The 23611-nt window shown below is 71.1% G+C and carries 20 protein-coding genes; 14 read left to right on the top strand and 6 right to left on the bottom strand.

From position 1 onward, the window contains the following. Positions 1-331 precede the first annotated feature (331 nt). Complete coding sequence (locus tag ABIA35_RS42870) at positions 332-2242, top strand: BTAD domain-containing putative transcriptional regulator (protein WP_370361840.1); 1911 nt, start codon at positions 332-334, stop codon at positions 2240-2242. A 98-nt stretch (positions 2243-2340) separates the two neighbouring features. Here ABIA35_RS42870 and ABIA35_RS42875 read toward each other — a convergent pair whose 3' ends face one another. Next, entirely contained in the window at positions 2341-2784 is a 444-nt protein-coding gene (locus ABIA35_RS42875) for a MarR family winged helix-turn-helix transcriptional regulator (protein WP_370361841.1), read from the bottom strand. Positions 2785-2867: 83 nt separating this feature from the next. Here ABIA35_RS42875 and ABIA35_RS42880 point away from each other — a divergent pair, with 83 nt between their 5' ends. After that, the gene (locus ABIA35_RS42880; protein ID WP_370361842.1) at positions 2868-3224 is read left to right on the top strand and encodes a VOC family protein; all 357 of its coding nucleotides are present in this window, start codon (positions 2868-2870) and stop codon (positions 3222-3224) included. A gap of 65 nt (positions 3225-3289) precedes the next feature. Here the strand turns inward: ABIA35_RS42880 and rhaS are convergent, their stop codons facing one another. The 5 genes from rhaS to ABIA35_RS42905 form a co-directional block, all read right to left on the bottom strand. After that, the gene (rhaS, locus tag ABIA35_RS42885; protein ID WP_370361843.1) at positions 3290-4372 is read right to left on the bottom strand and encodes a rhamnose ABC transporter substrate-binding protein; all 1083 of its coding nucleotides are present in this window, start codon (positions 4370-4372) and stop codon (positions 3290-3292) included. Between the two features lie 23 nt (positions 4373-4395). Continuing rightward, positions 4396-5403: an ABC transporter permease gene (locus tag ABIA35_RS42890; RefSeq protein WP_370344418.1), complete on the bottom strand. Its 1008-nt coding sequence runs from the start codon at positions 5401-5403 to the stop codon at positions 4396-4398. Further along, positions 5396-6415 carry an ABC transporter permease gene (locus tag ABIA35_RS42895; RefSeq protein WP_370361875.1) on the bottom strand — a complete coding sequence of 340 codons (1020 nt, stop codon included), beginning with the start codon at positions 6413-6415 and terminating at the stop codon, positions 5396-5398. The genes ABIA35_RS42890 and ABIA35_RS42895 overlap by 8 nt, the downstream gene beginning before the upstream one ends. Positions 6416-6447: 32 nt before the next feature. Further along, positions 6448-7998, bottom strand: coding sequence for a sugar ABC transporter ATP-binding protein (locus ABIA35_RS42900; protein ID WP_370361844.1), 1551 nt, complete (start codon positions 7996-7998; stop codon positions 6448-6450). A gap of 126 nt (positions 7999-8124) precedes the next feature. After that, positions 8125-10779: a trehalase family glycosidase gene (locus ABIA35_RS42905; protein WP_370361845.1), complete on the bottom strand. Its 2655-nt coding sequence runs from the start codon at positions 10777-10779 to the stop codon at positions 8125-8127. A gap of 337 nt (positions 10780-11116) precedes the next feature. On the opposite strand from ABIA35_RS42905, the gene ABIA35_RS42910 reads away from it, so the two are divergent. From ABIA35_RS42910 to ABIA35_RS42965, 12 genes are all read left to right on the top strand, one after another. Beyond that, positions 11117-11878, top strand: coding sequence for a DeoR/GlpR family DNA-binding transcription regulator (locus tag ABIA35_RS42910; protein ID WP_370344421.1), 762 nt, complete (start codon positions 11117-11119; stop codon positions 11876-11878). Further along, complete coding sequence (locus tag ABIA35_RS42915; protein WP_370361846.1) at positions 11875-12990, top strand: 1-phosphofructokinase family hexose kinase; 1116 nt, start codon at positions 11875-11877, stop codon at positions 12988-12990. The genes ABIA35_RS42910 and ABIA35_RS42915 overlap by 4 nt, the downstream gene beginning before the upstream one ends. Positions 12991-13142: 152 nt before the next feature. Next, positions 13143-14282 carry a mannitol-specific PTS transporter subunit IIC gene (gene mtlA, locus ABIA35_RS42920; protein ID WP_370361848.1) on the top strand — a complete coding sequence of 380 codons (1140 nt, stop codon included), beginning with the start codon at positions 13143-13145 and terminating at the stop codon, positions 14280-14282. Next, entirely contained in the window at positions 14279-14587 is a 309-nt protein-coding gene (locus ABIA35_RS42925) for a PTS lactose transporter subunit IIB (RefSeq protein ID WP_370344424.1), read from the top strand. Before mtlA ends, ABIA35_RS42925 begins: the two co-directional genes overlap by 4 nt. Next, positions 14580-15041 carry a PTS sugar transporter subunit IIA gene (locus ABIA35_RS42930; RefSeq protein WP_370344425.1) on the top strand — a complete coding sequence of 154 codons (462 nt, stop codon included), beginning with the start codon at positions 14580-14582 and terminating at the stop codon, positions 15039-15041. The genes ABIA35_RS42925 and ABIA35_RS42930 overlap by 8 nt, the downstream gene beginning before the upstream one ends. After that, the gene (locus ABIA35_RS42935; RefSeq protein ID WP_370344426.1) at positions 15038-16078 is read left to right on the top strand and encodes a zinc-dependent dehydrogenase; all 1041 of its coding nucleotides are present in this window, start codon (positions 15038-15040) and stop codon (positions 16076-16078) included. The genes ABIA35_RS42930 and ABIA35_RS42935 overlap by 4 nt, the downstream gene beginning before the upstream one ends. Before the next feature lie 28 nt (positions 16079-16106). Then, positions 16107-16388, top strand: coding sequence for an HPr family phosphocarrier protein (locus ABIA35_RS42940; RefSeq protein ID WP_370344427.1), 282 nt, complete (start codon positions 16107-16109; stop codon positions 16386-16388). Further along, positions 16381-18141: a phosphoenolpyruvate--protein phosphotransferase gene (ptsP, locus tag ABIA35_RS42945; protein WP_370361849.1), complete on the top strand. Its 1761-nt coding sequence runs from the start codon at positions 16381-16383 to the stop codon at positions 18139-18141. The genes ABIA35_RS42940 and ptsP overlap by 8 nt, the downstream gene beginning before the upstream one ends. 85 nt (positions 18142-18226) lie before the next feature. Further along, positions 18227-19864 (top strand): APC family permease, encoded by a 1638-nt coding sequence (locus tag ABIA35_RS42950; protein ID WP_370344429.1) that lies wholly within the window; start codon positions 18227-18229, stop codon positions 19862-19864. Positions 19865-19938: 74 nt separating this feature from the next. Beyond that, complete coding sequence (locus ABIA35_RS42955; protein ID WP_370361850.1) at positions 19939-21156, top strand: TetR/AcrR family transcriptional regulator; 1218 nt, start codon at positions 19939-19941, stop codon at positions 21154-21156. Positions 21157-21187: 31 nt separating this feature from the next. Then, positions 21188-22333 carry an acyl-CoA dehydrogenase family protein gene (locus ABIA35_RS42960; RefSeq protein ID WP_370361851.1) on the top strand — a complete coding sequence of 382 codons (1146 nt, stop codon included), beginning with the start codon at positions 21188-21190 and terminating at the stop codon, positions 22331-22333. Between the two features lie 49 nt (positions 22334-22382). After that, positions 22383-23600 carry an acetyl-CoA C-acetyltransferase gene (locus tag ABIA35_RS42965; RefSeq protein WP_370344432.1) on the top strand — a complete coding sequence of 406 codons (1218 nt, stop codon included), beginning with the start codon at positions 22383-22385 and terminating at the stop codon, positions 23598-23600. Positions 23601-23611 lie beyond the last annotated feature (11 nt).

Genomic DNA, 23611 nt, shown 5'->3' on the forward strand with positions numbered 1-23611 from the left:
GAACTGCGTTGACGAGAGGGTGAGGGTTCAGTCCCGGGCCCACCCGCCGACGCTGTAGAAGACGGATCCGGTGCCGGGCAACGGGAATCCCGCTCGTGTGTGGCTCCGGTGTGAGATCGACGACGAGGCCCCAGGGGCCTCGCGGGTGAGCTGGTGACGACCGGCGGGGGTGCGGCAGGCGCACACCACGATCACGTTCGTCACTCTTCACCTCCCCCGAGTGTCGTGGACAGCGAGCGTCAGGCGCCCGCGTCGACATATGACCGCGCCAGTCTCGCGGTTTGGTGTTGAATACCTGTTGAACAAGGGTTTGGGGGGAAGGGGCACGGGGGTGGGCTCTACCGTTTGGTTCGGACTGCTGGGTCCGGTGGACATCCGGCTGGACGGGGAACCGGTCCCGCTGCCGTCGGCCCGGACCAGGGCGCTGCTGGCCGCGCTGCTGTGCCAGGCCAACCGGGTGGTCAGCGTGGACGGGCTGGTGGACGCGGTCTGGGGCGCCGATCCGCCCGACGGCGCCGTCACGACCCTGCGCAGCCACGTCATGCGGCTGCGCCGCTGCCTGGGCTCCGAGGCAGCCCGCCTGGAGACCGTCGCGCCCGGCTACCGCCTCCTGCTCGACCCGGCCGTCGAGCTGGACACCCGGATCTTCGTGGCCCGCTACCAGGCCGGCCAGCAGGCCGCCGACGCCGGCGACTGGCGCTCGGCGGCCCGCCACGCCGCCGAGGCGCTGTCGCTGTGGCGCGGCGAACCCCTGGCCGACGTGCCCTCGGAGCTGCTGCACCTGGAGGAGGCCGCGGCCTGGGCCGAGATGCGGGTGGAGGCGATCGAGCTGCGGGCCCGCGCGGACATCGAGCTGGGGCGCGCGTCCGACGCCGCGGCGGCGCTGCGCCGCCTGGCCGCCGACCACCCGCACCGCGAGCCCGCCTACGCGCTGCTGATGGCGGCGCTGGCCGCCGCCGACCGCCGGGTCGAGGCGTTGCGGGTGTACCGGCTGCTGCGGACCGTGCTGGTGCGCGACCTGGGGATGGAGCCGAGCCCCGAGTTGCGCGCGCTGCATCAGCGGATCCTGGCGATGGACACCGGCCTCGGCGCGGCCGCGCAGGAGCAGCACGAGGAACCGGGCACCGGATCCGGATACGTGGCCTGGCCCACCCCGCACACGCTGCCGTGGGACACCGCCGACTTCACCGGCCGCGAGGAACCCCTGCGCCGCGTCACCGAGGCGCTCGGCGACCCGAAGGGCCCGAACGCCGTGGTCGTCGACGGCATGGCCGGCGTCGGCAAGACCGCCCTGGCGCTCCACGCGGCCCACCGGCTGGCCGGCCGCTTCCCCGGCGGCCAGCTCTACGCGGACATGCGCGGCACCTCGGCCGAGCCGGCGCAGCCGTTCGAGGTGCTGGCCGCGTTCCTGCGCCTGCTCGGCATAGCCCCGGCCGACCTGCCGGGGTCGGCCATGGAGCGTGCGGCGCTGTACCGGAGCCTGCTGGCCGTGCGGCGGGTGCTGGTGGTGCTCGACGACGTCCACGACGTGCGGCAGATGGCGCCGCTGATCCCGGCCTCGCCGGGCTGCGTGCTGCTGGTGACGACGCGGGACCGGCACGTCGGCGTCGCCGGGGCGGTGCGGCTCTCTATCAGTCCTCTGGCACACGATGAATCGCGGATGCTGCTGGAGCAGATGGTCGGGACCCATCGGACCGCCGCCGAACCCGAGGCGGCCGAGCAGGTTCTGGCCGCTTGCGCCGGACTGCCGCTGGCCATCCGAGCCGCCGGAGGCCGGCTCGCCGCGCGGCCCGGATGGAGGATCGCCGATCTGGCCGCCCGCTTGGCGAACGCTGCCGGTTCCGCGCTCCTCGACGAGCTCAGATTCGCCGACCACGATGTGCGGGCGGGCCTGGAGGCCGGGTTCACCGCACTCGGCGAGACCTCTGCGACCGCTTTGTGTCTTCTCGGTTTGTGGCGCGGACCAGAACTGGGCCTTCCAGTCGCGGCGTCCCTGCTCGGCAGTTCGGCGGCCGAAGCCGAGGACATCTTGGAACGCCTGGTCGACCTGAACCTGCTCCAATCGCCCCGGCACCGCCGCTACGCGCTGCACGCCCTCGTCCGCGAGTTCGCCGCCGAGAAGGCCGGCACCCTGCTGACCGACGACCAGCGCGACCGGGCCGCCGCCTTGTGGCGGCTGCCGCACGCCCGATCGGCGGAGGGCTTCGCAGGGCGCTCACGGCCGCCGGCGCCCGGTTCGTAGCCCGGGCAGAAGCCCGTCGAGCCCCGTCTCTCGCCGAGACGGGGCTCGACGCTTGTCAGGGCCCTCCGGGTGTGTCCGACTGCGCCGGGTTCAAGGGTTCAAGGGTTCAAGGCGGCGATACAGCTGCGCAGTGCCGAAGCGAGTTGGCGGCGCTGGCCGGCATCGAGATCGGCGAGCATGCGCTGTTCGATGACCGTCACCGTCTCCTCGCAGGCCTGAAGGGTCGCGCGTCCGGCGTCGGTGAGTTCGATCCGCAGGATCCGTCCGTGCGTCGGATGGCGGCTGCGCGTGACCCACGCTCGCTGCTCCAGGTCGCGCAGCGTCTCGTTCATGCTCTGCGGCGTGATGAACGCGCGCCGGGCCAGGTCGGCGTTGGACAGGCCCGGTTCCTCGGCCAGGGCGGTGAGCACGGCGAACTGCGTGAGGGTGACGCCGTGCTCGTGGAGCGCCCGGGTCATGTGGGCGTGGAGCGCTGCCTGGGCCTTCTTGATCAGCCAGCCGGGCCGGTCGACGGTGGTCTTGTGCCGTTCTGAGCCGCTCATGGTTATCAGGTTACCTTGCATTGTTCGAGCGGCGGGCCTACCCTGGATATCAGGTTTCCTGACATCTAAGGAGAGGTGCCGCCATGGCTGCCGTCGGACCGTCGTTCATCGCCCTGCAGGTACACGACCTGGAGGCGTCCGCACGCTTCTACGAGGAGCGGCTGGGCCTCACCCGCGCAGCCGTCTCCCCGCCTCACGGAGTGGTGTTCGACACCCAGCCGATCCCGTTCGCGGTGCGCGAACCCCTCGTCGACCTGGACGCCACCGACAAGCTCGGCTGGGGCGTGGCCCTGTGGCTCAAGGCCGAGGACGTCGACAAGATCCACGCCGGCCTGGTCGAGCACGGCGTGCCGATCGTGACCGAACCCTTCGACGGCCCCTTCGGCCGAACCTTCGCGTTCGCCGACCCCGACGGCTACGTCGTCACGCTGCACAGCTGACGGCCCGCCGCCGCGCCGCGCGCCGCGCGCCGGGCCGCTCGCGCAGCCCCGGCGGCGGCCGGCCGCTAGAAGTTGAACTGGCTGATGTTCGAGGAGTCGAACACAGTCGGCGCGCCGAGCGTGACCACCCCCTGCGCCCCGACCGTGAAGCTGCCCAGCGATCCGGCGGTGAAGCTCTGTCCCTGCGCGCCGGAGATCTGTCCGGAGGCCAGGGCCACGGCGGTGTACGCGGCGAGCTGGCCGAGTTTGCCCGGGTCCCACAGCTCGAAGGCCTTGACCGTGCCGTCCTGGACGTAGGAGCGCATGTCGTTCGGCGTGCCCAGGCCGGTCAGCAGTACCTTGCCCTTGTACTGCGAGCCGTCCAGATACTGCGCGGCAGCCTTGATCCCGACCGTGGTCGGGGAGATGATCCCCTTCAGATCCGGGTACTGCTGCAGCAGTCCCTGCGTCTGCTGGAACGACATCTGCGCGTCGTCGTTGCCGTAGGCGATCTTCACCAGCTTCATGTTCGCGAACTGCGGCTTCTTCAGCTCGTCCTGCATGTAGCCGATCCACGCGTTCTGGTTCGTCGCGGTCTGCGCCGCCGACAGGATCGCGATCTGCCCGGTGTAGTTCAGCTCCTTGCCCAGCAGGTCCACCTCGCTGCGGCCCAGGTCCTCGGAACTGGCCTGGGACACGAACACCTGCCGGCAGCCGGGGTCGGTGTCCGAGTCGTAGGTGACGACCTTGATGCCCGCGCTCATCGCCTGCTTCAACGCCGTGCACAGCGCGCCGGGATCCTGCGCCGACACCGCGATCGCCGACACGTGCTGCTGCATCAGGGTATTGACGTACGACACCTGTCCGGCGGTGTCGGTGGCGCTGGTGGTGCCGACCTCCTTGTAGCTCTCGCCGAGCGCGCTCAGCGCGGTGTCGCCGCCGGCGTCGGAGATGGTGAAATAGGCGTTGTTGACCTGCTTGGGCAGGAAGCCGACGGTCAGGCCCTTCTTCGTCGCGGCGTTCGGATCGGCCGCGCCGGACTGCCCGGCGGCCGGAGCGGTGGACGCCGCCTTGTCGGTGGAGCTCTTGGTGGCCCCGCCGCACGCGCTCAGACTCAGCGCCAGAAGACTGCCGGCGGCCAGGGCCGCGATTCTTGTGCCTGTGCTCATGGCTTTCCCCTCATCGCTTTCCCTCATCGGATCGATGGCGACATCTGCCGGGCCACGCGCGGCCCGAGGACGGAGACGGTCAGCAGCACGCCCGTGACGATCGTCTGGGACTGCGCCGAGACGTCGGCCAGACTCATCACGTTCTGCAGCGTGCCGAGCAGGAAGACCCCGGCGATCGCACCGCCCAGGGTGCCGCGGCCGCCGTCGAAGTCCACGCCGCCGAGCAGGACCGCGGCCACGACCGACAGCTCCAGACCGGTGGCGTTGCTGTACGTGGCGCTGGCGTAATGCAGCACCCAGAACACGCCGGTGAGCGAGGACACCAGGCCGGTGGCCACGAACAGCGACAGCTTCACCCGCCTGACCCGCACCCCGGCGAACCAGGCGGCCTCGGCCGAGGCGCCGACGGCGAACACCGAGCGGCCGAAACCGGTGGCGTGCAGCACCACGGCCGCCGCGACGGCCAGCACCAGCCAGGGCAGCACGGCGGTCGGCAGGAACGAGCCGGCCAGGCGGCCCGAGCCGAAATCCAGGTAGTTCTGCGGGAAATCGGTGACCGAGTTCGACCCGAGCACGATCTGCGCCACGCCCCGGTACAGCGCCATCGTGCCGATCGTGACCGCCAGCGAGGGCAGCCCCAGTTTGGTCACCAGCAGGGCGTTGACCAGGCCGCAGACCACGCCGAGCACCGCGCAGACCACGATGATCGCGTTGATGTTCATGCCGTGGTTCCACAGCGCGCCCATCACCGCCCCGGACAGGCCCACCGTGGAGCCCACCGACAGGTCGATCTCCCCGGCGGCCACCAGCATCGTCATCGGCAGCGCGATCGCCGCGACCGGCAGGGTGTTGCCGATCAGGAAGCTGATGTTCAGCGCGTTGCCGAAGCCGCCGACGGTGCTGAACGAGATCGCGAGCAGGATCACCAGCAGTGCGCCGACGACCGTGTCCCAGCGCAGTCCGCCGATCAGCGTCGGCCGGTGAACCCGGTGACCCCCCAGAACGGCGGTCGTGTCGGTGGTATCAGCCATCAGCGATGGTCCTCGCCTGTCGGGCCCGGCTGCGCAGCAGCCCGGCGATCCGCAGCGCCACGATCCGGTCCACCGAGATGGCCAGGAGCAGCAGGATCCCGTCGATCGCCTCGACCCACACCGAGCTCACGCCGATCGCGGGCAGGACGCTGTTGATGGAGGTGAGCAGCAGCGCGCCCAGCGCCGCGCCGTACACGCTCCCCCGACCCCCGGTGAAGCCGACACCGCCGACCACCACGGCCGAGACCACCGTGAGCTCGTACCCGCTGCCGGTCCCGGCGTCGGCGTACCCGAAGCGCGCCAGGTACAGCGCCCCGGCCAGTCCCGCGAGCGCCCCGCACAGGACGAACGCGCCCCAGACCCGCCGCCGCACCGGAACCCCGGCCAGCGCCGCGGCCTGCGCGTGCGAACCCAGCGCGTAGCACTCCCGGCCGCCGCGGTAGTTCGCCAGGAAGTACCCGACCGCGATCAGCACGACCGCCGCCAGCACCGCCAGATACGGCACCGCCCAGATCCCGTCGTGCCCGAAGCTCTTGAACCCGCTCGGCAACCGGCTGGCCGTGATCTCCCGCGAGCCGACCCAGATCGAGTCCAGAGCGCGGATGATGTAGAGCGTTCCCAGCGTGACCACCAGCGAGGGCACCTGGCCCAGGCCCACGAGCGCCCCGTTGAACGCGCCGAAGCCCGCTCCCAGGACGACCGCCAGCCCGACCGCCAAGACCGGATTCCCGCCGTGCCGCAGCAGATCGCCGGCCGCGAACGCGGTGACGCCCAGCACCGAGCCCACCGACAGATCCACGTTGCCGGTGATCACCACGACCGCCTCGCCGACCGCCACCAGCACCAGGATCGTCGCGTTCAGCAGCAGATCCTTGATGCCCTGCTCGGACAGGAACGAGGTGTTGTCGACCTGTGTCGCCACCAGCATCACGGCCAGCACCACCAGGATCGCCAGCTCGCGCATTCGCAGCACCCTGTCGAGCAGGGCCCGCGGTGCCGTGGCCGTCAGCACCGGCTGCTCGGTCGCGGCAGTCGTGGACGCCGTCACCGTGCACCCCCGACTGCCGCCGCCGCGCCGGTGGCCGCCGCCATCACGCTCTGTTCCGTGGCCCCCTCGCGGGAGATCTCGGCGCTGATCCGGCCCTCACGCATCACCAGCACGCGGTCGGCCATGCCCAGGATCTCCGGCAGATCCGATGAGATCATCAGCACCGCGACACCGTCCGCCGCCAGCTGCGAGAGCAGCCGGTGCACCTCGGCCTTGGTGCCGACGTCGATCCCGCGGGTGGGCTCGTCGACGATCAGCACCCGCGGCCCGGTCGCCAACCACTTGGCCAGGACCACCTTCTGCTGGTTGCCCCCGGACAGCGTGCCCACCAGATCCGACAGGCGCGCGTACTTCACCTGGAGCTTGGCCGCCCAGTCGACCGCGCGGTCACGCTCGGCGCGCCGGCTCACCAGTCCGGCGTTCGTCGAGGCCTTCAGATCCGCCAGGCCGATGTTGCGCTCCACGCTCATCTGCATGATCAGGCCCTGTGCCCGCCGATCCTCCGGCACCAGGGCCAGCCCGGCGGCCATCGCCAGGCTCGGCGAGCCGGGCTTCAGACGGCGTCCGCCGACGGCGACGTGGCCGGCGTCGAAGCGGTCGATGCCGAACACGGCGCGCGCCACCTCGCTGCGTCCGGCGCCGACCAGGCCGGCCAGGCCCACGATCTCGCCGGAGCGGACCTGGAAGGAGACGTCGGTGAAGACCCCCTCGCGGGTCAGCCTGCTGACATCGAGGGCCACCTCGCCGACCGCGCTCTCCTGCTTGGGGTAGAGCTCGTCCAGCGTCCGGCCGACCATCCGCCGAACCAGATCGGCCTCGGTCAGGCCGGCCAGCGGTTCGGCGGCGACCAGCGCGCCGTCCCGCAGCGTGGTGACCCGCTGGCAGAGTTCGAAGATCTCCGACAGGCGGTGCGAGATGAACAGGACCGCCGCGCCCTGCTCCCGCAGCGCCCGCACCACCGTGAACAGCCGGGCCACCTCGCTGCCGGTCAGCGCGGCGGTCGGCTCGTCCATGATGAGCACCCGGGCGTCGAAGGACAGCGCCTTGGCGATCTCCACCAACTGCTGGTCGGCGATGGACAGCCCGCGCGCGGGCCGCTCGGGGTCCATCGCGACTCCGAGCCGGGCGAACAACGCCGCCACCGCTTCGCGCACCGCGCGGTGGTCGACCCGTCCGAACGAGCGCGTGGGCTGGCGCCCCATGAAGATGTTCTCCGCCACGCTCAAGTCGGGGAACAGCGTGGGTTCCTGGTAGATGACGGCCACACCGGCGTCCCGCGCGGCGGCCGGCCCGCCGAACTCGACCGGCACCCCGTCCAGCAGCACCGAACCCTCCTCCGGCCGGTGCACACCGGCCAGCACCTTGATCAGCGTGGACTTGCCGGCCCCGTTCTCACCGGCCAGCGCGTGCGCCTCGCCGGCGTACAGCTGAAGCGACACCGAACGCAGAGCGCGGACAGCGCCGAAGGACTTGCTCACTCCCTCCAGCGCCAGGACCGGAGTCGCGGGGTTCGGATCGGGGTTGTCAGGGCTGTCGGGGTTGTCCATGAGACTCCCGAGTGAATTGTTTCAATGAAATTGCGGTGAAGTTAGCTCCGTGAGTGAAGTGCGTCAAGGGTTACGGAGCCGGTTTCGGTGAATCAGTGAGCTGATCTATGCTGAATCGATTCATGACTATTGGACGTAGCAGGCCTTCGCCGTTCCGAACACCGGGTCGCCGAAGACCGTGTCCGTGCAAGGCGTCCCGCCGCTGTAGCTGCCGAAGTAGTACCGGCCGTTCACGCCGAAGGCCACCTCGTGCGTCCCGGAGAAGGAGCAGCTCCCGTTCTCCACGGCACAGGACGTCCACGTCGTGAAGCCGGGGGGAGGGCCGAGCAGGAAGCAGGCCTTGGCCGCGTTCGGCGCCGGGTCGCCGAAGACCGCGTTGTCGCAGGCGGTGCCGCCGCTGCCGAGCGTGGCGAACTTGTAGGCGCCGTTCGCGCCGTACGCGATCGTCATCAGGCCGCTGTAGGCGCAGTTCTGGTTCTCGGTGGCGCACTGCTGCCAGCCCGGCGCGGCCGGCTGTGCGGTCTGCACGTAGCACCACTTGGGGACGTTCGGCGCGGGGTCGCCGAAGACGGTGTCGTTGCAGGTGGTGGCATTGCTCGTCTCCAGGTAGTTGAAGTCTCCGCCGGCTCCGAACGCGATCACCGACGATCCGCTCACCGCGCAGCTGCCGTTCTCGGCGGCGCAGCGGGTCCAGGTGCCGGGCAGTTCGCGGTAGGAGATCGGCGGCGCGGTCGCCGAGGCGCTGTAGGCCACCGTGTACGCACCGGGGGAGACCCCGCGGAAGTAGACGTAGTGCCCGTCGGTGTCCGCGCTGGTGATCCCGGAGGCTCCGACGAACGCGCCGCCGTTCCACGCGGTCTGCCCGTTCACCGTCACGGTCCGGCTCTGGCCCCACGTCGGCACCGCGATGACACCGGACGAGCCGCTGTTCGTCGAGGAGTCCACCTGCATGCTGAAATCGCCCGCGGCGTCATGGTCGTAGCCGGCGTGGATCTGCTTGCCGGCGGCCACCGTCAGCGTCCCCTCGACGTGTGTCAGATCGCCGGGGTGCGGCACGACCTGGTACGCGGTCCCCGACGGCGCGGTGGGGGAGATGCCGAGCACGTCGGTGGTCAGCGCGCCGGTCGGGCCGGTCGACCAGCCGTGCGCCAGGCTGGTGAACGGGCTCGAGTACGCGTTCAGCGTGCCGTTGTTCGCGTAGCCCTCCCAGAAGGTGCTGCCGGTGCCGATCGGGGAGTCGAGCATGTAGCCCCACTCGTCGCGGATCAGGTTGAGGGCGTTCACGTCGTCGCCGGCGGCGAAGTGCGCGTAGAGCTCCATCGAGCCGGAGAACGGCGAGATGTTGTTGCTGAACTCAGGGGCCTGAGCTCCCAGGCTGTTCCAGTTGCCGCGCAGGTGCGTCATGATCGCAGTGGCTTGCGAAGCGCTGGCCAGGCCGTACCAGACCGCGAGGGAGTTCCCGTCCTGCGGGTACAGCGTGCTGCTCGGGTTGTCCTTGTACGCGCCGGTCGCGGAATTCCACAGCGTGGCGTTGACGGCGCTCTGGATGCTCGCTGCCTTGCCGCTGTAGGTCGTGGCCAGCGAGCTGTTGCCCTCCGCCTTGGCCAACTGCGCGCCGGTGGTCAACGCCTCGTACATCAGGGCATTGGCTTCGATGTTCTCCCCGCCCTGGTCGCCGCGGGCCCAGTCGTTGGTGCCGGTGACGTTCAGCAGGCCGTTGCCGTCGATCTTGGCGGTGATGAAGTTCATGCCGAGCTGGTACTTGCTCCAGATGCCGTCCAGCCAGGTCTTGTCGGCCGTGTACAGGTAGTACGTGTACGTCCCGACCAGCGACCATATGTGGTAGGTGTCCGAGCTGTAGAAGTCGAACTCCGGACCGCCGTACGGCAGCTCGCCGGTCGACTTCTGGTTCTGGTACATCGTGGTCAAGGAGTTGCGGACGCCGAGCATGTCGTCGGTGCTCACGTACGCCGTGGCCGCCGAGACCCCCATGTCGCCGGGCCACACCGACCGGTCCCGCTTCGCGCCGTCGGTGAGCACCTCGGTCCCGGTGCCCACGACGCCGTTGTTCTCCCAGCCAGAGGACGGCGGCGGCCAGACCCGGCCCTCGGTCGGATCGATGGTGTCCAGCTGCGTGGTGTAGGCGCCGGCGTACCAGGCCTGGTTGAGCGCGGCGTCGTTGGAGCAGAAGTAGTCCGGGTACGCGGCCGGGTCCGAGGTGTCGGGGGCCGCGCTGAACGCCAGCGAGACGCCGTCGAGATCGGCGTAGCCGCCGGAGTTCAGGAAGAGTGTCAGATACCTGAATCCGCCGCGCAGCTTGTCCTTCGGCATCGTGTAGCTCCCGCCGCCGACCGGAACCGCCGCCGCCACGAAGCCGTCCGCGCCGCCGCCGCTGGAGGCGTCGCTGGCGTTGCCGACGAACTGGTCGGACTCGGAGAACGCCAGGCCGACGCTCTGGCTGGAATCGCTGGCGTCGGCGAAGCGCAGCGTCACCAGGCCGCCGACCTCCTTGCCGAAGTCGAGTGTCACCGCCGATCCGTTGCCGGTCAGCCGGGTGTTCTGCCCGGACAGCACGGCGGAAGCGTTTCCGACGGTGCCGTTGGTGGCGTAGACCGAGACCGGGGCGACGGTGCGGGACGTGGGGGACAGGTTGTCCGCAGCGCAGGGATTGGCGGCCGCGCTGTGGGCTTCGGCCGGATGTGGCGCCGGGGCGGCGGTGGCGGTGCCGAAACCGCCGACCGTCAGGCCGAACGCGAGCGCGGCGATCGGTAGGTGTCTCACGGTGGTACCCCTCCTGAAACGTTTTCGGGCATGGGGGAACGAGCTCACGGGAGGCGCTGGGAGTGCACAGCTCGCACTGGTGGAGCTGAAGATTAAATCGATTCAATCCTCGAAGTCACCGGGGATGCTACTCCCGCCCGCGGCGGACGGCCAGGGTCCGTGCGCAAAGAATCAGAAGCCTGTGACGGCCGAGGTCGGAGCCTTGACAGCGGTACCGGCGAGGCGTAAAACCAACACGAACAAAGGGAAACGGCGTGGAAACCAAGCGCTGATGTTCCGCGCGGTTCCCGAAGAGATTGCTGATCGCTGAGCTCACTGAGCACACTCGGGGTGGCCCATGTACGCAGAGGAACGACAGCAGGCGATCCTGCACAAGGCGCGGGTCGACGGCCGGGTGGACGTCGTGGTCCTGGCCGAGGACCTGACGGTGACCACCGAGACGATCCGCCGGGACCTGACCGTCCTGGAGCGGGCCGGTTTCGTACGCCGGGTGCACGGCGGGGCGATCCCGGTCGAGCGGCTCGGCTTCGAGCCCGCGCTGGCCGTGCGGGACCAGAGCATGACCGCGGAGAAGGAGCGCATCGTCAAGGCCGCGCTGGCCGAGATCCCGCAGGAGGGCTCGATCATCATCGACGCCGGGACCACCGCCGGCCGGCTGGCCTCGGCGCTGCCGGCCGACCGCGAGCTGACCGTCGTGGTCAACGCCCCGGCGCTGGCCGCGCAGCTGGTCGCCCGGCCCAATCTCACGGTCCTGATGCTCGGTGGCCGGATCCGCGGCCGCACCCTGGCCGCGGTGGACGAGTGGGCGCTGGCCCCGCTGTCCCAGCTGTGCGTGGACGTGGCCTTCATGGCGACCAACGGGGTCTCGGCGGCGCGCGGCCTGACCACCCCGGACCTGGCCGAGGCGGCGGTGAAGCGCGCGATGATCGGCGCGGCCCGGCGCACCGTGCTGCTGGCCGACCACACCAAGGTCGGCAACGACTGCATGGCCCGCTTCGGCGGCCTGGACGACGTCGACGTGTTCGTCACCGACGCCGGCCTGGACGAGGAGACCGCCGCCGAGTTCGGCGCGGCCGGGGTGCGGGTGGTCCGGGCATGATCGTGACCCTGACCCTCAACCCCAGCCTGGATCGCACCCTGGCGCTGGACTCGCTGCGCCGCGGAGAGGTGCTGCGCGCCACCTCCGTGCGCATCGACCCCGGCGGCAAGGGCGTGAACGTGACCCGGGTCCTGCGGGCCTTCGGCGTCGACTCGCACGCGGTGATCCCGTGTGCCGGCCCGGACGGCGAGGAACTCGCACGCCTGCTGCAGAACGCCGGCGTCCCGGTGACCGAGGTCCAGGTCGCCGGCTGGACCCGCTCGAACATCACGCTGGCCGAGGCCGACGGCCGGGTGACGAAGGTCAACGCCCCCGGCGGGGCGCTGACCGGGCAGGAGGTGGCGCTGCTGGCCGAGGCGGTGCTGGAGCGGTGCGTGTCACAGAATGCTGCGAACGCCGGTACTGCGAACGGCGCTGCCGCGAATGGCGGCGTTGCAAGCGGCGGCACTGCGAACACCGGCACTGCGAACGGCGGCGCGTCTGCGAGCGGCGGCTTTGCGAACGTCGGCATGCCGAACAGCGGCGCGTCGAACACCGGCGTCTCCTGGGCCGTGCTGTCCGGCAGCCTGCCGCCGGGCGTCCCCGACGACGTCTACGCCCGCCTGACCGCACAGTTCGCCGAGCACGGCGTCCGCGTCGCCGTGGACACCAGCGGGGCGGCGCTGCTGGCCGCGGTCGACGCCGGCCCGGATCTGATCAAGCCCAACCGCCAGGAGCTGGCCGCCGCCGTCGGCACGCCGCTGAACAGCATCGGCGAGGTCGTCGCCGCGGCCGAGAAGCTGTGCTCCCGGGGCGTCAAGGCGGTGCTGGCGAGCCTGGGCGCGGACGGCACCGTGCTCGTCGACGGCTCCGGCGCGGTGTTCGGCGCCGCCGAGGCGATCGAGCCGGTGAGCACCGTCGGGGCCGGCGACGCGCTGCTGGCCGGGTTCCTGGCCGCCGGCGGTCAGGGCCCTGAGGCGCTGATCGAGGCGATGGCGTGGGCCAGGGCCGCGGTCGGCCTGCCGGGCAGCCAGATGCCCGGCCCGCCGGACGTGGTCCGGGAGGGGATCCGGGTCGTGCGCGACCCGGGAGGCAAACCGGCCGGGGCGCTCCACCTGGCCGACAACGGCTGACCGCGTCCCCCCCCCGGGGTCCGCCGCGCTACCAGCACCAGCACACCAGCACCAGCACCAGCACCAGCACCAGCACCAGCACCAGCACCAGCACGACAAGTGAGGAACCACCAACCCCCAATCGATCCGCTTGACGTCCCTAGGAGGACGCGATGTCTTCGATGGCTTATACGCCGGTCCCCACCGGCACCGGATTGAAGGCCAAGGTTCAGAAGTTCGGCTCGTTCCTGGCCTCGATGGTGATGCCGAACATCGGCGCGTTCATCGCCTGGGGACTGATCACCGCGCTGTTCATCCCGACCGGCTGGACCCCGAACTCCTCGCTCGGCGAGCTGGTCTCGCCGATGATCACCTACCTGCTGCCGATCCTCATCGGCTACACCGGCGGCCGGATCGTGCACGGCCAGCGCGGCGCGGTGATCGGCGCCATCGCCACCACCGGCGTGGTCGTCGGCTCCTCGGTGCCGATGTTCCTCGGGGCGATGATCGCGGGCCCGGCCTCGGCGTGGGTGCTCAAGCAGTTCGACAAGCTCACCGCCGACCGGCTGCGCGCCGGGTTCGAGATGCTGGTCGACAACTTCTCGCTGGGCATCATCGGCGGCGCCTTCGCGGTGCTGGGCAAGTTGGCGATCGGCCCGGCCGTGAACCACGTGACGGACTGGGCCGGGCACGGCGTCAACTGGGTGCTGAACCACCACCTGCTGCCCTTCGTCAGCATCCTGATCGAGCCGGCCAAGGTGCTGTTCCTGAACAACGCCATCAACCACGGCGTCCTGGACCCGCTGGCGGTGGCCCAGGCCGCCGGACCGCACCACAGGTCGATCCTGTTCATGCTGGAGTCCAACCCCGGTCCGGGCCTGGGCATCCTGTGCGCCTACCTGCTGTTCGGCCCGCGCGCGCTGCGGCCGACGGTCCCGGGCGCCATCGTCATCCAGTTCCTCGGCGGCATCCACGAGATCTACTTCCCCTACATCCTGATGAAGCCGCGCCTGATCCTGGCCGCGATCGCGGGCGGGTTCGCCGGTATCTCAGTGTTCTCCGTCACCGGCGCCGGCCTGGTCGCCTCGCCCTCGCCGGGCTCGATCTTCGCCTACCTCACCGAGACGCCGCGCGGCAGCTACTTCGGGGTCCTGGCCGGTGTCGTGGTCGCCGCGGCCGTGTCGTTCGTCGTGGCCTCGCTCCTGCTCGGCTTCGGACGCGGTGAGAAGGCTGAAGAAGCCGAAGAGACCCAGGACGCTGACGAGGCCGCCGCCGTCCCGGCGCAGTCCTCACCGGAAGGAGCCACGGCATGAGCACGATCCCCGCCTCGGACATCAAGAAGATCATCGTGGCCTGCGACGCGGGCATGGGGTCCTCAGTGATGCTGGCCGGCACCTTGAAGCGGCAGCTGAAGAACAGCGGCGTGACCGTCGAGCACGCGCCGGTCTCGGCCATCCCGGCCGACGCCGACCTGATCCTGACCCAGCAGGGCCTGGCCGAGCGGGCCCGGGCCGCCGCCCCCGGCAAGCCGGTGGTGACGTTCCAGATCTTCCTGGGCGACCCGGCCGTGAACAAGGTGGTCAAGGCCGTGAAGGAAGGCGGCAGCATCGATGTCTGACACCGGCGACGGCCTGCTGGCCGAGCAGGCCGTCCGGTTCGGCGTCGTGGCGTCCGACCGCTACGACGCGGTCCGCCGATGCGGCGAGCTGCTGGTCGAGGTCGGAGCCGTGAGCCAGGACTACGTCCCCTCGATGCGCGAGCGCGAAGACGAGATCTCGACCTACATCGGCGCCGGGGTGGCGATCCCGCACTCCACCGCCGCCGGCAAGAAGCACGTCCGCCACGACGCGCTGGCCGTCCTGGCGCTGGCCGAACCCGTCGACTGGGGCGAGGGACAAGAGGTGTCGATGTGCGTGGCGATCGCCGCCCTCGGAGACCGGCACCTGGACATCCTCGCCGAACTCGCCGAGGTCCTGATGGACCCCGAGCGGGCCGGGCGACTGCACAAGGCAACGACCGCGAACGAAGTGATCCGGCTGCTCCAGCCGGAGGGAAAGGCAGAGAACGTATGAAGGCCGCTGTGTTCCACGGACCCGGGGACGTCCGGATCGAAGACGTGCCCGAACCCACCGCCGGCGCCGGCGAGGTGAAGATCCGGGTGCTGGCCTGCTCGATGTGCGGGACCGACCTGAAGATCTTCCGCTCCGGGCACTTCCGCATCGCCCCGCCGCGGGTGATGGGGCACGAGATCGCCGGGGAGATCGTCGAGATCGGCGCCGGGGTCGAGGGCTGGGCGCCGGGGGACCGGGTGCAGGTGATCGCCGCGATCCCGGACGGCACCTGCGAGGAGTGCGCCCGCGGGCACCAGACCGTGTGCCTGAACCAGGAGTCGATGGGCTACCAGTACGAGGGCGGCTTCGCCGAGTACATGGTGGTCCCGCGCAGCGTGCTGGCCGTGGACGGGATGAACCGGATCCCCGACGGCGTCGGCGCCGACGAGGCCTCCGTGACCGAGCCGCTGGCCTGCGTGCTCAACGGCCAGGAGCTGGCCGGCACCGGCCCCGGCGACGTGGTGGCGGTCTTCGGCGCGGGCCCGATCGGCTGCCTGCACGTCCGCCTGGCCCGTTCCCGCGGCGTGTCGCGCATCATCATGATCGAGGTCAACCGCGAACGCCTCCACCTCGCCGCCGACCTGGTCCACCCCGACGACACCGTCTGCGCCGAGGACGGCGACATCATCGAGCAGGTCCGCAAGCTCACCGACGGCCGCGGCGTGGACGTGGTGATCACCGCCACCGCCGCCGGGGCGGCCCAGGAGCAGGCTCTGCAGATCGCCGCCCCCCGCGCCCGTATCAGCTTCTTCGGCGGCCTGCCCAAGGACAAGCCGACCATCACCCTGGACTCCAACCTGGTCCACTACCGCGAACTGACGATCGTCGGCGCCAACGGCTCCTCCCCGGCGCACAACGCCCGCGCCCTGGAGCTGATCGCCACCGGCGAGGTGCCCGTGAAGGACCTGATCTCGGTCCGCCTGCCCCTGGAGCGGGTGCTGGACGCCCTGGACATCGTGGCCAAGGGCGAGGCCATCAAGGTCACCATCGAGCCCTGAGCCGAGCCCCGAGCTGAAGGAGACAGACATGGCAGAGCGCACCGTCGTGGTCGGATCCACCAGCGGGCTCCACGCCCGTCCGGCGAAACTGCTGGTCCAGGCAGCCGCGAAGCAGCCGGCGACGGTGCGGCTGCGCGTGGGCGACCGCCCGCCGATCGACACCCGCAGCATCCTGGCGGTCCTCGCGGCCCGGGTGAAGCAGGGGACGGAGGTCACCTTGCAGGCCGAGGGCGAGGGCGCCGAGGAGGCGGTCGCGGCGCTGGCCGAGCTGATCGCCCGGAACCTGGATGAGGAGACTGAGGATGCCTGAGGCGCAGGCCGGCGGCGCGGCGGCTGATGTGGCGCAGGTCGCCGGGCTTGCTGCTGTGGCAAGCGCAAGCGCGGGCGGGCAGGCGGCTGGTGTGGCGCCGGCCGGCGTTGCCGTCGGGCTTGCTGCGGCAGCGCGGCTCAGCGGCGTCGGGGTGAGCGCGGGCACGGCCTCTGGTCCGGTCGTGCGCATGACCGTCCCGGCGCCCCTCCCGCCGCCGCACCAGGTCACCGACTCCGCCGCCGAACTGTCCTCGGCCTGCCAAGCCATCACCGTCCTGGCCTCCGACCTCAACACCCGCGCCGCCCGCCTGTCCGGCGAAGCGCGCGACATCCTCGAAGCCCTGGCGATGATCGCCGAGGACCCTCTCCTCGCCGAGGACATCGGCCGGCGCACCGCCGCCGGCACCGACGCCGCGCACGCCCTCACCGAGGCCTTCGACGCCCAGGCCGACCTGCTGCGCGAGGGCGGCGGCTACCTCGCCGAGCGTGCCGCGGACCTCGAAGACCTGCGCGACCGTGCCGCGGCCATCGCCCTGGGCCGTCCGATCCCCGGCATCCCGGATCCCGGCCACCCCTTCGTCCTGGCGGCCGCCGATCTCGCCCCCGCCGACACCGCGAACCTGAACCCCGACCAGGTCCTGGCGATCCTCACCGAGCGCGGCGGCCCGACCAGCCACACCGCGATCCTGGCGCGCGGCCTCGGCATTCCGGCGATCGTCGCGGTCACCGGCGTGACCGCCGTCGCCGACGGCACCCTGGTCGCGGTCGACGGCACCACCGGGACCGTCACCGTAGGCGTGGAACATGCCGGCGACACCGTGCCCCGCCCCCGCACCCGGGCCGACCTCGCCGCCCTCGGCCCCTGCCACACCGCGGACGGCCACCCGGTATCCCTCTACCTGAACATCGGTGCGCTGAAAGACGCCCGCCCCGGCGCCCAAGGCGTAGGCCTGCTGCGCACCGAGTTCCTGTTCCTCGGCCGCAAAGACGCGCCCTCCAAAACCGAACAACACGACGCCTACCTCGAACTCTTCAACGCCTTCCCCGAACCCGGCACCCGCGTCGTCATCCGCACCCTGGACGCCGGCGCCGACAAGCCCCTGCCGTTCCTCGGCCTGCCCGCCGAGGAGAACCCGGCGCTGGGCGTCAGGGGCCTGCGCACCGCGCGCCTGCGCCCCGAGGTCCTCGACGACCAGCTCGCCGCCATCGCCTCGGCCGCCGCCCAAGCCTCCTGCGAGGTCTGGACCATGGCCCCGATGGTCGCCACCCCCGGCGAGGCCGCGGACTTCGCCGCCCGGGCCCGTGCGCACGGCCTGGAGCACGTCGGCGCCATGATCGAGATCCCCGCCGCGGCGCTGCGCGCGGCCCGGCTGCTGGCGCACCTGGACTTCCTGTCCATCGGCACCAACGACCTGGGCCAGTACACGATGGCCGCCGACCGCCAGGACGGCCGCCTGCCCGACCTGCTCGACCCCTGGCAGCCCGCGCTGCTGGAGCTGATCGCGCTGGCCGCCGAGGCCGGGCGCGCGGCGGGCAAGCCGGTGGGCGTGTGCGGAGAGGCGGCGGCCGATCCGCGGCTGGCCCCGGTGCTCGTCGGCCTGGGGGTGACCTCGCTGTCGATGGCCGCCGCGGCGGTTCCCGCCGTCCACGCCGCGCTCAGTGCGCGCACCCTGGCGCGGTGCCGGGAGCTCGCGGCACTGGCACGCGACGCGGGAGATCCGGCCGAAGCCAGGGAGCTGGTGTCGCGGTCCTGACAAGAAACCGGCCGCCGCCGCTCCGGGTGACCCGTTCGGAGGTAGAAAGGTTACAAAGGCAACCTTTCTGACCACACCACCGAATATGGCGGTACAAGATTCGGCCGGCGGCTCCGGGCACTCGACCCACCTGCGGCGCGACATCGGGCTGATCGGCCTGCTGTGGGCCTCCGAAGGGTCGATCATCGGGTCGGGCTGGCTGTACAGCGCGCAGAAGGCACTGGTCGCGGCGGGCCCCGCCGCCCTGATCAGCTGGGGCATCGCGGCGGTGGCGATCATCGCGCTGGCGTTCGTGCACGCCGAGCTCGGCGGCATGTTCCCGGTCGCCGGCGGCACCGCGCGCTACCCGCACTACGCCTTCGGCGGCGCGGCCGGGGCCTCGTTCGGGTGGTTCACCTGGCTGCAGGCCGTGACCGTCCCGCCGATCGAGGTCCAGGCGATGATCGGCTACGCCCAGCACTACGCCTGGGCCGACAGCTGGCAGCACAAGGACGGCACGCTCACCGGCTACGGCGAGCTCGTCGCGATCCTGCTGATGGCGATCTTCACGGCCGTGAACTTCCTCGGCATCCAGAAGCTGGCCACCGTGAACAACGCCGCGACCTGGTGGAAGGTCGGCGTGCCGCTGCTCACCATCTTCGTGCTGGCCCTGACCCACTTCCACGCCTCGAACTTCACCGCCTCCTCCGGCGGCGGCTTCATGCCCTTCGGCGCGCACGGCATCATGTCGGCGGTCTCCACCTCCGGCATCATCTTCGCCCTGCTCGGCTTCGAGCAGGCGATCCAGCTGGCCGGGGAGTCGCGCAACCCGCGCAAGGACATCCCGCGCGCGACCATCCTGTCGATCCTGATCGGCGCCGCGATCTACATCATGCTGCAGGTGGTCTACATCGCCGCGCTGCCGGCCGCGACCTTCGCCGCGGGCTGGGCGCACCTGGACTACAAGAACATCAGCGGCCCGTTCGCGGGCCTGGCGACGCTGGTGGGCCTGGGCTGGCTGGCGACGATCCTGTACATCGACGCGATCATCTCCCCCGGCGGCACCGGCCTGATCTACACCACGTCCACCTCCCGCATCACCTACGGTCTGAGCCGCAACGGCTACATCCCGGTGCAGTACGAGCACGTCACCCGGCGCGGCGTGCCGTGGCTGGGCATGCTCACCGCGTTCGTGGTCGGCTGCATCTGCTTCCTGCCGTTCCCCAGCTGGCAGCAGCTGGTCTCGTTCATCACCTCCGCCAGCGTGCTGATGTACGCCGGGGCGCCGCTGGCCTTCGGCGTGTTCCGCGACAAGCTCCCGGACGTGGAGCGGCCCTACCGCCTGGCGGCCGGGGCGCTGATGGCGCCGTTCGCCTTCATCGTCGCGAACCTGATCATCCTGTGGGCCGGCTGGGACACCGACTGGCGGCTCGGGGTGGCGATCGTCATCGGCTACGTGCTGCTGGCGATCTCCCGGATCTTCCACCTGAACCCGGCCCAGCCGCCGCTGGAGCTGCGCTCGGCGCAGTGGCTGCTGCCGTACCTGCTGGGGATGGGGATCATCGTGCGGGTCAGCGCCTTCGGCCCGATGAAGAACCCGTGGCTGACGGAGTGGACGTCGCTGATCGTGGTGGCCGTGGTGAGCCTGGTGATCTACTACTGGGCCAAGGCCGTGGCGCTGCCGCCGGAACGGATCCGCGCGCACGTGGCCGACGTCGCCGTGGTCGACCTGCCGGAGCACTGACGGGCCGGAGCACCGCCCGGCCGCGGCCTTGTGCCGCTTGTCAGCGGCGGCGGCGCGGGATCAAGCTGACTTCCATGACGACCCGGACCCCGCGGACCAGCGCACGCCGCGACCAGCTGACGGCGATCGCCGCCGGCCTGTTCGCCCGCGACGGCTACCACAACGTGACCGTCGGCGACATCGCCGCCGCCGCGGGCCTGTCCGGACCGGCCATCTACCGCCACTTCCCCGGCAAGCAGGCCATCCTGGCCGAGGTGGTGCGCTCCGGCTTCGACGAGATGGCCCAGGTCCTGGCCGCCGACCTGGCCGGCATGTCCGACCCGGCCGAACGGCTCCGCCGCACCTACCGCGACCTGGCCGCCTTCGTGATCCGCCGGCCCGAGTTCGGCGTGATGTGGCGCCGCGAGTACCGCCATCTCGCGCCCGAGGACGCCGCCGACCTGGCCAAGCGGATGGGCGAGGCCACCGACGCGGTGGTCGCCGAGCTGCGCGCGCTGCGCCCGGAACTGGAGCCGGCGGACGCCGAACTGGTGGCGTGGGCGGCGCTGAGCGTGATGGGCAGCATCTCCGACCACCGGGTCCGGCTGCCGCGCGCGGCCTTCGAGGAACTGCTGGCCGGGATCGCGATGGACGTGGTGTCGGTGGAGTTCGCCGACGTCGGCGGCGATAACAGGCCCGACGAACCGGCAGCGGGGGACCGGAAAGAGCAGATCCTCGCAGCCGCCGCACGACTGTTCTGGGACCGCGGCTACCACGAGGTGACCCTCGACGAGATCGGCGCCGCCGCCGGCATCGCGGGGCCGAGCGTCTACAGCCACTTCGCCGGCAAGACCGAGCTGCTGCGCACGATCACCGAGCGGATCGGGGAGCGGCTGCGGCAGGACCTCGCCGAAAGCTATGCGGCTGCACCCGATCTCAGGGCTCCATCCGCCGCCCTCACCGTTCTCGGCGACCTCACCACCCGCTACGTCTCCACCGTCCTGTCCTCCCGCGACCTGGTCGCCGCCTACTTCACCGAGGGCCACAACCTCCCCGACCGCGACCGCGCCGAGACCCGCCGCTTCCAGCGCGCCTACACCGCACGCTGGTGCGGTCTGCTCGGCGCCGCCAATCCGTCCGCATCGCCCGAGGAGATCCGCATCCGCGTCCTCGCCGCGTTCGCCGTCGTCAACGACACCGCCCGCACCCGCCGCCTGCTCGAACGCCCGGGTTTGGCCGGGCGGCTGCGGGCGCTGATGCTGGCAGTGCTCTTGACACCGGTGTCCGAGGCGCGCGATGTTAATCGCCGTTAGGCGGTGGGCCTCGGCAGACAGGGAGTCCTAGATGAGCAGATCGGCCTGGGCGGGCGAGGACGTGGAGGCGTTGCGGGAGCTCGCGACGGCCTTCTTCACCAACGAGGCGCTGCCCCGGGAGGAGGAGTTCGCGGCGCAGGGCTTCCCCAGCGGCGACATCTGGCAGGCGGCCGGCAAGCTCGGGCTGCTGTGCGCCTCGATCCCCGAGGAGTACGGCGGCGGGGGCGGCACCTTCGCCCACGAGGTCGCCATCACCGAGGCGCAGATGCGCTCCGGCGCCGGCGCCATGGCGATCACCGTGCACGCCGGGATCGTCGCGCACTACCTCAACGCGTACGCCACCGAGGAGCAGAAGCGGCGCTGGCTGCCGCGCATGGCCTCCGGCGAGCTGGTCGGCGCGATCGCCATGACCGAGCCCGGGACCGGCTCGGACCTGCAGAACGTCGCCACCAAAGCGGTCCGCGAGGGCGACGAGTACGTCATCAGCGGCGCCAAGACCTTCATCACCAACGGCCACACCGCCGGCCTGGTCGTCATCGTCGCCAAGACCGACACCACGCAGGGCGCGCACGGTGTCTCCCTGCTGGTCGCCGAGGTCGGCGAGGACACCCCCGGCTTCGCGCGCGGCCGCGTCCTGAAGAAGGTCGGCCAGCACAGCACCGACACCGCCGAGCTCTTCTTCGACGGCCTGCGCGTCCCGGCCGAGAACCTGCTCGGCGGCGTCGAGGGCCAGGGCTTCATCCAGCTCATGCTGCAACTCCCGCAGGAGCGCCTGCTGGTCGCCGCGATCGGAATGGCGATGCTGGAGGCCGCCGTTGACTACACCGTGGCCTACACCAAGGAGCGCCAGGCCTTCGGCAAGCCGCTGTTCAAGCTCCAGAACACCCGCTTCGAGCTGGCCGAGTGCGCGACCATCGCGCGCGTGGCCCGGGTGTTCTTCGACGACTGTGTCCTCAAGCACCTGGAAGGCGGCCTGGACGCCGCGACCGCCTCGATGGCCAAGTACTGGATCACCGACCGCCAGACCGAGGTCGTGGACCGCTGTGTGCAGCTGCACGGCGGTTACGGCTACATGCTCGAGTACCCGATCGCGCGGCTGTTCGCCGACGGCCGGGTGCAGCGCATCTACGGCGGCGCCAACGAAATCATGAAGGAACTGATCGCCCGCTCGCTGTAGCGGAAGCGACCGGACGAGACAGAGACTGAAGATAGAGAGAGGAACTGCGATGTCGAACGCGTACGTCTACGACGCGATCCGGACACCGCGCGGCCGGGGCAAGCAGAACGGCTCGCTGCACACCGTCAAGCCCATCTCCCTGATGGTCGGGCTCATCCAGGAGGTGACGGCCCGCCACCCGAACCTGGACCCGGCGCTGATCGAGGACGTCATCCTCGGCGTGGTGTCCCCGATCGGCGAGCAGGGCTCGGACATAGCCAAGGTCTCGGCCCTGGCCGCGGGCCTGCCGGACACCACCGCCGGGGTCCAGCTCAACCGGTTCTGCGCCTCGGGGCTGGAGGCTGTGAACACCGCCGCGCAGAAGGTCGCCTCGGGCCTGGGCGAAGACCTGATCCTGGCCGGCGGCGTGGAGTCGATGTCGCGGGTGCCGATGGCCTCCGACGGCGGCGCCTGGTTCGAGGACCCGGAGACCGCCTACGACATCTCCTTCATCCCGCAGGGCATCGGCGCGGACCTGATCGCCACCATCGAGGGCTTCTCCCGCACCGACGTCGACGAGTTCGCCGTCCGCTCGCAGGAGCTGGCCGCCGCGGCGCGCGCCGCCGGCTACTTCAAGAACTCGGTGGTCCCGGTCCGGGACCGCAACGGCCTGACGATCCTGGACGAGGACGAGTTCATCCGTCCCGGCACCACCGTGCAGACCCTGTCGGGCCTGAAGCCCTCGTTCGAGGCGATCGGCGACCTCGGCGGCTTCGACGCGGTCGCGCTGCAGAAGTACCACTGGGTGGAGAGGATCGACCACGTCCACCACGCCGGCAACTCCTCCGGCATCGTCGACGGCGCCGCCCTGGTCCTGATCGGCAACGAGCAGGCCGGCCAGGCCGCGGGCCTGACCCCGCGGGCCCGGATCCTGGCCACCGCGGTCTCCGGCGCCGACTCCACGATCATGCTCACCGGCCCCGCGCCGGCCTCGAAGAAGGCGCTGGCCAAGGCGGGCCTGGGCATCGAGGACATCGACCTGGTCGAGATCAACGAGGCGTTCGCGGGCGTGGTGCTGCGGTACGTCCGCGACATGGAGAACCTCCCGCTGGAGAAGGTCAACGTCAACGGCGGCGCGATCGCCATGGGCCACCCGCTGGGCGCCACCGGCGCGATGCTCATCGGCACGATCGTGGACGAGCTGGAGCGGCGCGACCTGCGCCGCGGCCTGGTCACGCTGTGCGTGGGCGGCGGTATGGGCATTGCCACCATTGTCGAGCGGGTCTGAGGGCGGGTACG

Origin of the sequence: Catenulispora sp. MAP12-49 (assembly GCF_041262705.1) — a bacterium.
Classification (GTDB): Bacteria; Actinomycetota; Actinomycetes; order Streptomycetales; family Catenulisporaceae; genus Catenulispora.

Bases quoted from the DNA above. Each gene is read 5' to 3' on its own strand.
- ABIA35_RS42875 (WP_370361841.1), bottom strand. From the start codon at position 2,784: ATGAGCGGCTCAGAACGGCACAAGACCACCGTCGACCGGCCCGGCTGG.
- ABIA35_RS42880 (WP_370361842.1), top strand. From the start codon at position 2,868: ATGGCTGCCGTCGGACCGTCGTTCATCGCCCTGCAGGTACACGACCTG.
- rhaS (WP_370361843.1), bottom strand. From the start codon at position 4,372: ATGAGCACAGGCACAAGAATCGCGGCCCTGGCCGCCGGCAGTCTTCTG.
- ABIA35_RS42890 (WP_370344418.1), bottom strand. From the start codon at position 5,403: ATGGCTGATACCACCGACACGACCGCCGTTCTGGGGGGTCACCGGGTT.
- ABIA35_RS42900 (WP_370361844.1), bottom strand. From the start codon at position 7,998: ATGGACAACCCCGACAGCCCTGACAACCCCGATCCGAACCCCGCGACT.
- ABIA35_RS42910 (WP_370344421.1), top strand. From the start codon at position 11,117: ATGTACGCAGAGGAACGACAGCAGGCGATCCTGCACAAGGCGCGGGTC.
- ABIA35_RS42915 (WP_370361846.1), top strand. From the start codon at position 11,875: ATGATCGTGACCCTGACCCTCAACCCCAGCCTGGATCGCACCCTGGCG.
- mtlA (WP_370361848.1), top strand. From the start codon at position 13,143: ATGTCTTCGATGGCTTATACGCCGGTCCCCACCGGCACCGGATTGAAG.
- ABIA35_RS42925 (WP_370344424.1), top strand. From the start codon at position 14,279: ATGAGCACGATCCCCGCCTCGGACATCAAGAAGATCATCGTGGCCTGC.
- ABIA35_RS42930 (WP_370344425.1), top strand. From the start codon at position 14,580: ATGTCTGACACCGGCGACGGCCTGCTGGCCGAGCAGGCCGTCCGGTTC.
- ABIA35_RS42935 (WP_370344426.1), top strand. From the start codon at position 15,038: ATGAAGGCCGCTGTGTTCCACGGACCCGGGGACGTCCGGATCGAAGAC.
- ABIA35_RS42940 (WP_370344427.1), top strand. From the start codon at position 16,107: ATGGCAGAGCGCACCGTCGTGGTCGGATCCACCAGCGGGCTCCACGCC.
- ptsP (WP_370361849.1), top strand. From the start codon at position 16,381: ATGCCTGAGGCGCAGGCCGGCGGCGCGGCGGCTGATGTGGCGCAGGTC.
- ABIA35_RS42950 (WP_370344429.1), top strand. From the start codon at position 18,227: ATGGCGGTACAAGATTCGGCCGGCGGCTCCGGGCACTCGACCCACCTG.
- ABIA35_RS42955 (WP_370361850.1), top strand. From the start codon at position 19,939: ATGACGACCCGGACCCCGCGGACCAGCGCACGCCGCGACCAGCTGACG.
- ABIA35_RS42960 (WP_370361851.1), top strand. From the start codon at position 21,188: ATGAGCAGATCGGCCTGGGCGGGCGAGGACGTGGAGGCGTTGCGGGAG.
- ABIA35_RS42965 (WP_370344432.1), top strand. From the start codon at position 22,383: ATGTCGAACGCGTACGTCTACGACGCGATCCGGACACCGCGCGGCCGG.